Source organism: Moraxella tetraodonis (assembly GCF_022359095.1).
Classification (GTDB): Bacteria; Pseudomonadota; Gammaproteobacteria; order Pseudomonadales; family Moraxellaceae; genus Faucicola; species Faucicola tetraodonis.
On sequence record NZ_JACSYB010000001.1, the window covers coordinates 1074685 to 1087486 of the forward strand.

Genomic DNA, 12802 nt, shown 5'->3' on the forward strand with positions numbered 1-12802 from the left:
GTTTAATTATCCAATGCTTAACTATCCATTAACTATATTAAGGCTTTACTATCGAGGATTGAGTTATCGCCAATAATCCCTAATCCAGTCAGTTGGTAATACCTTACGATACCACTTACCGCTTCTGCCAATGATGGCATCGGGTGGATTTACTTCACCATGAAAAATCACCATTTTTGCCCCTTTAGGCAAAATCGGCGGTTTGACAAAACTTAAGGGAAATGGCTGCACACATTGGTATTTAAAACTCACGCACCAAGAGGCATCCCAATATTCAAGGTGATGATGTTCACGCAAATAATTTGATAGGTAAGCTTGCTCATGGCGCACTTGGCTACGAATCGTGTCAAAATTTTGCTCAAAGTTAGACAATAAATTTGGGTAGGTGTTTTGTCCAACCTTGAAACGATACACCGATGAATTACCCACCATGCGCCACGGTTTTTTCCAATCACGGATTATCACCACACTGTCATCGTGCTGCGCTTGATAAGTAAAAAAGCAATCAATATTATCGACAATCACAATATCAATGTCCAAAAATAACGCCGTGCCTTTTAAATCATATAATTCAGGGCTAAAGGTGGTCAGTTTTTTCCAGCCACGTTCAGGAATATTACTGGGTAAATTGAGCTCAGGAATTGGGTAGCATTTGACGTTGGCATCTATCCCTGTGCTATCATCGGTCAAACATACCATTTGAAAGGGCAACGTTAAATGTCTGTTAACCATATTGTACAGGCGATTAACGTACTCAGCACCATATTTGGTACCCCATTTCATACAAATAATGTAACGGTTTTCATCGGGCAAAGCAGGCGCTGAAGTATAATTTGGTAAAGTCATAAGTAAATGATTATCATATTAAGTAAGTGAATTGATAATATCATGATTGCTAAGTTTTGGATAACGCTGGCGAACCGCTACTGCGATGGATGGCTTGGCATTATAAATAACCGGAAATCCTGGCACACGTTTAAAGCGCTTATAGCCCCACATATATTGACTGGGGAAACGGTCAATCATTCGCTCGATGGCGTGGTTCATCGCAGTTGTCGCTGTCACCATGTTTTTGTCATACAAGGCGGGGTCAGTTAACTCATCACAATAAATATCAAAGCCTTGTCCATCATCACGGCGTACACAGGTCAAACCTACCAAGCTACATTTGGTTTTACTGGCTAATTTGCTAGCAAGAGTACTGGTCAAGGTCGGAATACCAAAAAACGGCACCACTTCACCGCCAGATGGGTCAGGGACATGGTCAGGTAATATGATACTAAAACCGCCTGCTTTTAGGGTTTTAAAAATCGCTTTGACCCCAGTCGCATCAGTTGGTACCAAAGTTGCGTTTAGGCGCTGACGCCCTTGTAGCACAAACTGATTGGCTTGTTCACCTTTCACGGGTTTATACATGATGGTGGGTGCACCAAACTGGTTGAGCCACGCATTCATGATTTCCCATGTTCCCAAATGCGGTACAATTGCAAGCATGCCATTGGGATTTTGTAAGCCTTGCATCAAAACTTGTTGATGATGCACGGTATGGATTTGTTTGACCGACCATGCAGGTGGCATCGCCCAGCTTTTAGCCGATTCCACCATATTTTTGCTTTGATTGGCAATACAGGCTCTGGCAAGCTGGTCACGCTGGGTTTCGGTGAGTTCAGGATAGACAAGTCGTAAGTTAGTATCTACCGTTTTCATGATACTTTTGTCACAACGAAGTGAAATGATAAAGCTTGCGATATGTGCCAATAGATATAGCATCCACATTGGCACATATTTGAGGAGAGTAAAGGCATTCATCTAATTAAAGGTGTGACCTTGATTAAGATTGTGGCGCTTTACTGTCTTTTTCGCGTATACGGATACCCAATTCACGCAGTTGTTTGCCATCCACAGGCGCAGGGGCTTCAGTCAGCGGACATTCAGCCGTTTTGGTTTTTGGGAAGGCAATGACGTCTCGAATCGATTGTGAGCCTGTCATTAGCATAATTAAACGGTCAAGACCGAATGCCAAACCACCGTGCGGTGGCGCACCGTATTTTAGCGCGTTAAGTAAGAATGAGAATTTTTCTTCGGCTTCGGCTTCAGAAATACCCAAGGCTTCAAATACCGCTTTTTGCATATCCAAAGTATTAATACGCAGTGAACCACCACCGATTTCAGTACCGTTTAATACCATGTCATAAGCGATAGACAGTGCGGTTTCTGGGTTGTTTTTCATCGCTTCAACCGTGCCTTTTGGCTTGGTGAAGGGGTGATGCACCGACGTCCATTTACCCCCCAGCCCATCACCACTGTCGGTTTCTTCAAACATCGGGAAATCCACCACCCAAAGCGGCGCCCACTCACAGGTCAGCATATTTAGGTCTAGACCCAATTTGACACGCAGCGCACCCATGGCATCATTGACGACTTTGGCTTTATCCGCGCCAAAGAAGATGATATCACCGGTTTGCGCCTCAGTACGTTTAATCAGCTCGACTAATACTTCATCGGTCATGTTTTTGATAATCGGTGATTGCAGGCCTGATTCTTTATCGACACCGTTGTTGATGTTGCTCACATCGTTGACTTTGATATAAGCCAGACCTTTTGCGCCATAGATGCCGACAAATTTAGTATATTCGTCAATTTGTTTACGGGTGAGGTCGCTACCCTGTGGTACCCGAAGCGCCACCACACGACCTTTTGGATCTTGAGCAGGGCCTGAAAATACTTTAAATTCCACAGACTGCATGATATCAGCCACGTCAATTAACTTCATAGGAATACGCAAGTCTGGTTTGTCAGACGCATAATCACGCATGGCTTCAGCGTATGTCATACGCGGGAAGGTATCAAATTCAATGTTCATCATGGTTTTGAACAAGTCTTTTGTTAGTCCTTCGGCAATGTTCATGATATCTTCATCACTTAAGAATGAGGTTTCGATATCGATTTGGGTAAATTCTGGCTGGCGGTCAGCACGTAAGTCTTCATCACGAAAACACTTAGCAATTTGATAATAACGGTCAAAACCTGCCACCATCAATAGCTGTTTAAATAGCTGAGGCGACTGTGGTAGGGCATAAAATTCACCGTTTGACACGCGGCTAGGGACCAAATAATCACGCGCGCCTTCTGGGGTGGCACGGGTCAAGATGGGGGTTTCTACATCCAAGAAACCTTGGTCATCTAGGTAACGGCGAATGGTCGAAGTGGCTTTGGCACGAAACTTCATACGCTCTTGCATCTCTGGACGGCGCATGTCTAAAAAGCGATATTTTAGGCGCAGCTCTTCAGAAACGTTGGTGAACTCATCATTGAGGGGAAATGGCGGCGTCTCAGAAGTGGCGATTGTTTCGATGTCTTTGGCCAATAACTCCACTTGACCGCTGGTCATGTTTTTGTTTTCAGTACCGGCATAACGCTGACGCACAAGGCCGGTGATTTTGAGCACATATTCAGAACGCGCGCTATCTGCTGTAGCGAATGCTTCTGGAGTATCTGGGTCGATGACCACTTGCAGTAGGCCTTCACGGTCACGCATATCCAAGAAAATGACCCCACCGTGGTCACGGCGACGATGCACCCAACCGCAAATAGTGATGGTTTGATCGTTTAAGTTTTCGGTGACAAGCCCGCAATAGTGTGTACGCATCATAATGAAGCAATCCCAATATTTTTCGTAATGTAAGAAGTAGCAAAAATTTTTATAAACGAATATTATGCCTTGTTTACTCAAATTTCACAATATGAAACACGGTTTATCATGCATATCTACTAGCCATACCTGTCACAGACATTTCGCGAATATTGTGTGGATAAGCGATTGAAAACAGCAAAATAAACGCTATATAAAACCCATTGTGTGAATTTTTTCCTTAATTAGAGCCCTTAATTAGAGAGTTATTATGCTATTTCAAAATGCCAAACATCCGCTTGAAATGAAAGTCACCCATTTAAATAAAGTCAAAGCCCAGCGCAAACAACAATTACAATTGCAAATGGTGAATGATAAAGGGTTAACATCACTCATCACCCGCGCATTTACAGACTTGACGAAAAAAGACAATCCCAAAAAAACCCCCTCAAAATTTGGTCTGTTCAAAAATAAACCCGTCAACAAAAATTGTTTTGTGCTTGATTTTCATGGCGATATAAAAGCCACTGAAGTACAGCAACTGCGTGAAGAAATCAGTACGCTACTGACGGTTGCGCAAGCTGAAGATGAAGTCATTGTGCGCCTTGAATCCTCAGGTGGCATGGTACACGCGTATGGTCTCGCTGCTGCCCAGTTGGCACGTATAAAAGAAGCAGGACTAAATTTAACGGTCTGTATTGATAAAGTTGCCGCCAGTGGTGGCTATATGATGGCGTGTGTGGCTGATAAAATTTTGGCGGCGCCGTTTGCGGTGGTGGGCTCGATTGGTGTGGTGGCACAAGTGCCCAATTTTCATGATTTATTAGAAAAACATGACATCGATGTCGAAGTATTTACCGCAGGTAAATACAAACGCACAGTAACCGTTTTTGGTGAAAACACCGAAGAAGACAAACAAAAATTCCAACAAGAGCTGGAAGAAACGCACAAACTATTTAAAGACTTTGTGCATAAATACCGTCCAAGTTTGGATGTTGAACAAGTGGCAACCGGTGAGCATTGGTACGGTGAAGATGCGATAACGCGCAATTTGGTCGATGCCCTGCAAACATCGGACAGTTATATCTTAGAAAAAATGACAAATAGCGAATTGTATGCCATTCAATCTCGCCAAAAACCGACCATCGCGCAAAAGCTAGGCATCTCGCAAGCGGCACAAGCGGTGGTAGCGACCGCGATTGATAAACTACCAGATGCCTTGGTAAAGTTAGAAAGCGCTAAAATGCCGATGGTTAAAAAATAACCGTAAGATAAAATAATAAAAACCTGTGGTGATAAAACCTGTGACAAAAACCCGTGACGAAAACCTATGAGGCTTGGCAGGTTTTTAACTTTTTAATGGCGACACATTTGGGCGTATAACTATGAAACTATTTATGTTAAAAATCGGGGCGCGTCCCCCAGGACGACTCATTGAACAACATGATGTGATGTTTGTGATTGCAAATAGCCTAAGTGAAACAATTAAGACTGTCAATCAGCACTGGCCGGCAGTCAAAAACAATTGGCACTTAGACGCATGGCGAGAAGTGAAGCGGGTGGGTGATTATCAAATTTTGTTGTCGACAGATAGCTTTTCAAAAGATGGATTGTCAAAAGATGGATTATCAAAAGATAGCGCGCTTGCAGATAACATATTGGCAGATGAAAGGGTAGATAACAAATTAGATAGTAAAGGCAAACAACTTTATTTTGTCAATTTAGGCGGTTATCTACCGGGTCAATTTGAAGAATTCCATTATAAAACACTTGTGGTAGCTGAGACGCTAGGTAAAGCAACAGCGCAAGTTAAAAAAACGGCATTTTATCAAGACTATACATTTGATAATGTCGATACCGCCAAAAGCGGCGTGGCAACCAGTCATGTAGATGATAAGTATCAACTCGACTTGGATGATATTCACTGTGTGGCTGATTTACTGCCAAATGACGTGGCGTTAACCATTCAGCCATTAACCGAGCCTGAAAAAAATCAGTTACCTGACGATGCGCTACATATTGGTTATTTAAGTCTCAAGCAAATCAAAACCATGATTGACTAACCGGTGAAGCGTTTGATGGCGTATTTTGGTGCTGTCAATCATTGCCTTTCATAAGCTTTGCCTTTATAGTAGGCTCATTTTTAACTCGCTTTTTTTAACCCCTTCTTTTTATCTACAAAAGCTCTTTATAACCAATGAAACAAGCCACCGCCCTTGATATCCTTAAAACTGGTAAAAATGTATTTTTAACAGGCTCAGCAGGGGCGGGCAAGACCTATACCATCAATCAGTATTTGCATTATCTGCGCGCAAGGGATGTGGCGGTGGCGGTGACGGCAAGCACAGGTATTGCTGCTACCCACATGAACGGCATGACCATTCACAGCTGGGCAGGCATCGGTATCAGTAATGAGTTAACCGCCAAAGACATCGCCCGCATCAAAAAACGCACGGTGGTTGTGGAGCGCATTGAACGCACCAAAGTATTGGTGATTGATGAAATCTCAATGCTGCATCGACAGCAATTTGAGCTGATTAACCAAGTGCTACAAGCCATCAAAGAAAACACATTGCCATTTGGTGGGATACAGCTATTGGTCGCCGGAGATTTTTTTCAGTTGCCGCCGATTGGTGAGCCCCATGAGAGCAACCGCGATAAATTTGCCTTTATGGCGCAAGCTTGGTTGGATGCAGATTTTCAAATTTGCTATTTATCTGAGCAGCACCGGCAAAAAGCTGACAAAACAGCGGTGGCAGGTAACACGTATTATGGTTTGGATTTAAATGCGATTTTAAATCAGATTCGTAGCCAGCAGTTTACCCCCCATATCATGCCTGCTTTGACTGCGACGGCTGAGCATGTGCTAGCCGACAACCGTACCCGACTGTTTACCCATAATGTCAACGTGCAAGCCATTAATGAGCAGGAACTTGGCAAACTTACCACAGCGGCGCATACTTTTCGCGCTTGGGGAGAAGGTGATGAAAAGCTGGTCGAGACGCTAAAAAAATCCGTGCGCAACACCCCAGAACTCGTGCTCAAACTTGGCGCAAAAGTGATGTTTATCAAAAACAACGCCGAACTCAATGTGTCAAATGGTACCATGGGCAAGGTAGTTGATTTTGTTGCCACCACCCTAAATAAACAACCAAATAAACAAACAGACGATAGTCCATCAAAAAACAGCCCATCAGACAATCACCCATCTGAGCCGCTCGATGAACAAGCGCTGGCAGCAGATGCAAGTGCCTTGCTCGATGCCATCGAACAAGAACAACAAGCCGATATGGCAGACTTGCTGGATGAAGCCAATGGCGGTCAATCACAACAAACTCACCCCACTGATGAGGATAGGGATGAGGATGATACCGCCGCGATAGACACAGCTGATGATAAATTATCGGAGTTACTGTACCCCTTGGTTGAGCTCAATGACGGCCGCAAAGTCATCGCCGAATATGATTCATGGCGTATTGATGATGAAGAGGGCGAAATACTGGCTGCCTATTATCACATCCCCTTGACGCTGGCGTGGGCGATTACCATTCACAAAAGCCAAGGCATGACGCTAGATGCAGCAGAAGTGGATTTGTCGAAAACCTTTGAAAAAGGGCAGGGCTATGTGGCTTTATCACGGTTAAAGCAGCTATCTGGACTACAATTACTGGGCGTCAATGAATTAAGCTTACAGCTTGATCCCTTAGCGCGCGGCGCCGATCAGCGATTTCAGGCGATCAGTGCAGAACAAGAATGTGAATTTTTGAAGCGCAGTAAAAAACAGCTCAATGACCTTCATCGTGAATTTATCATTCAATGCCGGGGTACGCTGGATAAAGAAAAAATCGCTGCGTATGAAAATCGCGCCAAACAACAGCAAAAACTGATTGAAAAACGTCGCCATGCTGTACAGCAGCTGCAATCTTTGGCGGATGATGCGGCAGGCGTTATCACCCCCACGGTGCTTGAAACCAAAGCCCTGCTGGATGAAAGTTTGACCATCGCAGAAATTGCGCAAGCCCGTAATCTAGCCCAATCAACCGTGATGGGGCATATCGAGAAAATTGCTGAGCATTTTCCCCGCGCCAACATAGCGCATCTACGCCCTGAGGACGAATGGCTACAGCCGATTGATAAGGCGTATCAAAAAATAGCCAAACGTGATGACAAACGCGATAAAGATAACGATGGCAAAATCAAAATTCGCGCGATTGTCGAAGAATTAAGAAACGCCTATTCTTATAATGATGTGAAACTTGCCTTGTTGTTTTTAAAACCGCATGGCAATTGAGCGCTTGTTTAGTAAGGAATATCCCTGATTGAATGCTTCTACCATCAAACCTTTTAACATCGCTATTAATGGCTTTGGTCGTATTGGGCGCAACGTGCTACGTGCTTATATCGAACGGTTTTGTCAAAATCCTTTACAATTACAGCCGTTAAATATCGTCGCCATCAATGATATTGCTGAGCCAGCAACCCTGCTACATTTACTCAAATATGACAGTACCCACGGTCGATTATCGGCGGTCAGTGATATCCATATTGAATTAAAAACGCTGGATTTGGGGGAAAAACAACAGCATTTTTTGCTATTAAGCCAAGGGGAGTTTCGGCAAAAAATTGCATTGATACAGCAGCCCCTTGCCACTAAATTACCTTGGGAAAAACTGGGCATCGACATGGTGCTTGAGAGCACAGGTCATTTTCGTAGCTATGAACAGGCGTCACAGCATATTATCGCGGGCGCCAAACAGGTGATGATTGGGGCTGCCCCGTTTGATTATGTAGATGCCAGTATCGTAGTGGGCGTCAATGACCATGAGCTTAGCCGTGATAAAAAGATTTTATCCAGCGTGTCGTGTACCACCCAAGCGCTCGTGCCTTTACTATATGTATTGCATCATGCCTATGGTATCGAATCAGCAATGATGACCGAAATCCATGCGGTGACCGCTGACCAAACTGTGCTTGACCAAGTCCACCGTGATTTGCGCCGTGCACGGGCTTCTGGGCATAACATTATCCCAACCACATCAAGTAGTATCGCTGCGGTCAATCGGGTGATGCCGCATATGGCAGGCAAGGTGAATGGGTATTCTATCCGCGTACCGACCATGGATGTCGCGGCAATTGATGTGACATTTACCTTTGACAAAGCCACGGATGTTCCCGCTATCAATCAGCTGTTAAAACATGCCAGTGAACAAGATTTATCGGGTATCATGGATTACAGCGATGAGCCATTGGTGTCCAGTGACTTTATCCATGATGCGCATTCATTGGTGATTGATAGCTTACAGACCATGAGCGTGGGGCGGCAGTTTAAAGTGTTTGCTTGGTATGACAATGAATGGGGCTACGCCAATCGCATGCTCGATATTTGCCAAACCTTAGCCAAACTCTAAACCTAAGCTCAGCTATAAACACTAACGAAGCTATAAAAAGAAAAAAATTATCAATTAAAAAAGGCGAAACTGACTAGGTTTCGCCTTTTTTATGCCTAACAAAAATTAATGTCTAAAATGACGCATACCGGTGAACACCATCGCAATGCCATGTTCATCGGCTGCAGCGATGGTTTCGTCATCGCGCATGGAGCCACCGGGCTGAATAATCGCCTTAATTCCCACCGCTGCGGCATTGTCAATACCATCACGGAATGGGAAGAAGGCATCTGATGCCATTACCGCACCCACAGGCGATAGACCAGCGTGCTCAGCTTTAATCGCGGCAATACGTGCTGAGTTGACGCGGCTCATTTGACCTGCGCCTACCCCAATGGTACGCCCATCTTTGGCATACACAATCGCGTTGGATTTCACATATTTGGCGACTTGCCAAGTAAATAGCAAATCATCGAATTGTTGCTGAGTCGGCTGTACTTTTGTCACCACTTTTAAATCATCTAAAGTAACTAAGCCCAAATCTTGCGCTTGCACCAATAAACCCCCAGTGACGCGTTTGAAGTCAAATTGAGCTTGGCGCTCACTTGGGTTTGGTAATTCACCGCAGACTAGCACACGCACATTTTTCTTGGCAGATGTGACATCGAGTACGCCGTCGGCAACACTTGGGGCGATGATGACTTCCACAAATTGCTGATCCACAATCGCTTTTGCCGTTTTGATATCTAATTCACGGTTAAAGGCAATGATACCGCCAAACGCAGATTCTGGGTCAGTGGCAAAGGCTTTTTGATAAGCATGGGTTAAGTCGGCATCCACGGCCACACCACAAGGATTGGCGTGTTTAACAATGACACACGCAGGCAAATCAAACGATTTCACGCATTCTAATGCCGCATCGGTATCTGCGATGTTATTGTAAGATAGTTCTTTACCTTGTAATTGCTTGGCGGTGGCAATACTGGCTTCTTTTTGAGCATTTACCTGGGCTTTTTCGACATAAAAAGCGGCTCGTTGATGCGGGTTTTCACCATAGCGTAAGTCTTGCGCTTTGTCCATTTGCACGTTAAAAGTACGCGGGAATTGGTCAGCCGATTCAAAGCTTTGCAGGCGGTTGCCTAAAAAGTTGGCAATCATACCATCATAATGTGCGGTATGCTCAAATGCTTTTACCGCTAAATCAAATCGGGTGGTATCACTGATGCGGCCGTTTGCTGTTAGCTCGCCCAAGATTGCTGCATAATCGTTGGGGCTTGTCACAATGCTGACATGGTCATGATTTTTTGCCGCGGCACGCACCATGGTAGGTCCACCAATATCAATGTTTTCGATGGCGTCTTCTTTGGTGACATTCGGGTTGGCAACGGTTTGGGCGAATGGATATAAATTGACAACGACCATGTCAATGCGGTCGATACCATGTTCTTGCATAATGGCATCATCAGTGCCGCGGCGACCTAAAATACCGCCATGAATTTTTGGATGCAGGGTTTTTACCCGACCATCCATCATCTCTGCAAAACCTGTGTATTCTGCGACCTCAGTCACTGCTAAGTCATGTTGTTTGAGTAGTTTGTAGGTGCCGCCTGTTGATAGTAGACGAAAACCGTGGGTGATTAGACCTTTGGCAAAATCCACAATACCCGATTTATCAGAAACAGAGAGCAATGCATAAGATTGATTCATAATTGACTCGACTCGTTGACAAAAAAATACTGGGTGCAGAAAAAACAAAAAGTCAGTTATGACGAACTGACTGATTGGCTTTCATACCCCGACTCTATTAATCCCAAAATATGGCGATATCTTATCATAAAAAAGCGGGTATTTTTATCAATTATAATAATTGGTGGGTTTTGAGTTTTTTCCGCAATGTACCGCGATTAAGTCCCAAAATCTCGGCGGTTTTGGTTTGATTGCCGCGGGTGTGTTCAAGGACGACACTGATTAGCGGTTTTTCAAATTGTGACAACATAAGCTCATAAAGTTGGGTCGGTTGTTGTTCTTTTAAATTATCAAAGTACTCTCGCACCACAAGCTCAATGTGATGAGCTAGGCTTGCGCTGGGAGAAGTTTGCGATGGGGTATGGGTAGTGTATGGGTTAGATGGGGTATCTGACATATTGGAATACTTGGCGCGATTTTGTAAAGCAACAGAATTGGGCATAACAGATTCTCAAACTAAAGTTGCTGACAAATTTATTGAATAATTCGTGGTTTATAAATTAAATAAAACTTAAATATACGGACGAATAATAAAGTTATCGATACTTATACTAAAACAATTATAAAAGCGATAGCAAGTTTAAGTTGTTTGTAATATGTAAAATTCTGCGCTAAATCGTGGGTGCGATAGGGACTCAATTTAGCACCGCTGTAATCAAGCCAAAAAAATTTAATAAATCAGCTCAATATTAGCGGCTTGAACTTTGGTTTTTGGAAAGTCAATACGCAATTTGACGGGTTTTATTTGATGCGGCATCAAATAGTTGTTACCCGCTTCTAGATAGTCTGTAGGGGTAAGTAGCGTCTGCGCGAGTATGGTGTTGCCACTGCGTAGTGAAACCTTAACACTCGGATAGACAATATTATTATCCGTGGTATTGGTCAGAGTAAATACCAAGTCAGTTTTCCCCGCTAGTTTGGATGAATGGGCAAGCGCTAGCATCTGCACATCAATAAGACCCGTATCAGCGATAGGCAATTGACAGGCAGGGATTTTATGGCAAATAGTTGAGAGCAGGGCGGCGTTTGCTTTTGAAGTGATTAGGGTGTCGATGTTAAAAATAATATATTGCGCGGCTAACAAAAAGACTAATAATAAGCTACCTAATCCCCAAATAATGCGCATATTAAAAATTTTTGCATTCGCCAATTGCTGCGAGGAAACTTGTTGTGACAAGCGTTCATCAATCTTTTGTTGATAGGCTAACAAATCTGCTTGTTGCTCACTACGAGTATCAATCGGAATTTGGTCAAAAATATCTGTGTTAAACACCCCATCCATGCTTCGCTTGGCGCCGGCTGTGTCGTCCGCTGCTTCGTTGTCATCCGCTTGTGCCATTAAACTTAGCAGCCAAGCCTGCTCATCGCCTAACGTCTCGTTATCTTGGGCGAGGTCTATCGCTTCAACGGCGTCCTCATCGCCAATCAATACTTTGGGGTTGGTATTTTTGGCTATGGGCAGTTGGTCAAAATTGTCTATAATCTCTAAGTCATCTATGGTGCTGTTTGATTTAGCTTTGGCTGATGTGGGCGAAGATTTTGACAAGGCATACGGTGAAGTGGGTTTAACGGGTTCATTGACAATGAGATTACCGGCTTCATCAAGACCTGACTCATCATCAAATAAAATACCCTCAGGTTTATCGTCGATGAGCGCCGAAGACGTCTGAGGGTTTGGACTTGAGAGCGGATTGTTGTTAGCAATTTTTTTTTGTTCTAGTTGTTCAGCGGCTGAGAAAATGGTTTTGCAATGGGAACAACGAACGTACCCATGTCTAACGGCTAACTGTTCATCGTTGATTTTAAATGCATGTTGGCAGTTTGGGCATTTGGCATTGTACAAATTCATCGCAACATCACTTCCCTTTTAGCATTTTTAGTTTGCGTCTTTGATTGTTAATAATGTCGTGTGTTAAATCATTTAATGACGAATAAAAAATAAAGTCAACAAATTTTCTAGAATTTATGCTTACTAGGCTGCTAGGGAAGTTACTAGCTATGTTGTTAGGCTGTTACTAGGCTTTGACGAGCAACCTGA

10 protein-coding genes are annotated in these 12802 nt (G+C 43.8%); 4 read left to right on the plus strand and 6 right to left on the minus strand.

Annotation, left to right across the window (positions count from 1 at the left end; all coding sequences use genetic code 11):
• Positions 1-63: 63 nt before the first annotated feature.
• Genes H9W84_RS04835 through aspS form a run of 3 tightly spaced genes read right to left on the minus strand, consistent with a single transcriptional unit; the run spans position 64 to position 3652 of the window.
• Complete coding sequence (locus H9W84_RS04835; protein WP_239742026.1) at positions 64-846, minus strand: glycosyltransferase; 783 nt, start codon at positions 844-846, stop codon at positions 64-66.
• An 18-nt stretch (positions 847-864) separates the two neighbouring features.
• Positions 865-1809 carry a lysophospholipid acyltransferase family protein gene (locus tag H9W84_RS04840; protein WP_239742028.1) on the minus strand — a complete coding sequence of 315 codons (945 nt, stop codon included), beginning with the start codon at positions 1807-1809 and terminating at the stop codon, positions 865-867.
• 22 nt (positions 1810-1831) lie between these two features.
• Positions 1832-3652: an aspartate--tRNA ligase gene (gene aspS, locus H9W84_RS04845; RefSeq protein ID WP_239742031.1), complete on the minus strand. Its 1821-nt coding sequence runs from the start codon at positions 3650-3652 to the stop codon at positions 1832-1834.
• 250 nt (positions 3653-3902) lie between these two features.
• On the opposite strand from aspS, the gene sohB reads away from it, so the two are divergent.
• The 4 genes from sohB (at position 3903) to H9W84_RS04865 (ending at position 9039) form a co-directional block, all read left to right on the plus strand.
• A complete protein-coding gene (gene sohB, locus H9W84_RS04850; RefSeq protein WP_239742033.1) occupies positions 3903-4895 on the plus strand; it encodes a protease SohB in 993 nt (330 codons plus the stop codon).
• A 121-nt stretch (positions 4896-5016) separates the two neighbouring features.
• The gene (locus H9W84_RS04855) at positions 5017-5694 is read left to right on the plus strand and encodes a DUF1543 domain-containing protein (RefSeq protein WP_239742035.1); all 678 of its coding nucleotides are present in this window, start codon (positions 5017-5019) and stop codon (positions 5692-5694) included.
• A 134-nt stretch (positions 5695-5828) separates the two neighbouring features.
• Positions 5829-7922, plus strand: a complete 2094-nt coding sequence (locus H9W84_RS04860) for an AAA family ATPase (protein WP_239742037.1) — start codon at positions 5829-5831, stop codon at positions 7920-7922.
• A 28-nt stretch (positions 7923-7950) separates the two neighbouring features.
• The gene (locus tag H9W84_RS04865) at positions 7951-9039 is read left to right on the plus strand and encodes a type I glyceraldehyde-3-phosphate dehydrogenase (protein ID WP_239742039.1); all 1089 of its coding nucleotides are present in this window, start codon (positions 7951-7953) and stop codon (positions 9037-9039) included.
• Positions 9040-9144: 105 nt separating this feature from the next.
• On the opposite strand, the gene purH is transcribed toward H9W84_RS04865, so the two are convergent.
• From purH to H9W84_RS04880, 3 genes are all read right to left on the minus strand, one after another.
• Positions 9145-10725 carry a bifunctional phosphoribosylaminoimidazolecarboxamide formyltransferase/IMP cyclohydrolase gene (gene purH / locus H9W84_RS04870; RefSeq protein ID WP_239742042.1) on the minus strand — a complete coding sequence of 527 codons (1581 nt, stop codon included), beginning with the start codon at positions 10723-10725 and terminating at the stop codon, positions 9145-9147.
• 151 nt (positions 10726-10876) lie between these two features.
• Positions 10877-11206 carry a helix-turn-helix domain-containing protein gene (locus tag H9W84_RS04875; RefSeq protein WP_007116852.1) on the minus strand — a complete coding sequence of 110 codons (330 nt, stop codon included), beginning with the start codon at positions 11204-11206 and terminating at the stop codon, positions 10877-10879.
• 228 nt (positions 11207-11434) lie between these two features.
• Positions 11435-12613, minus strand: a complete 1179-nt coding sequence (locus H9W84_RS04880; RefSeq protein WP_239742043.1) for a DUF3426 domain-containing protein — start codon at positions 12611-12613, stop codon at positions 11435-11437.
• Positions 12614-12802 lie beyond the last annotated feature (189 nt).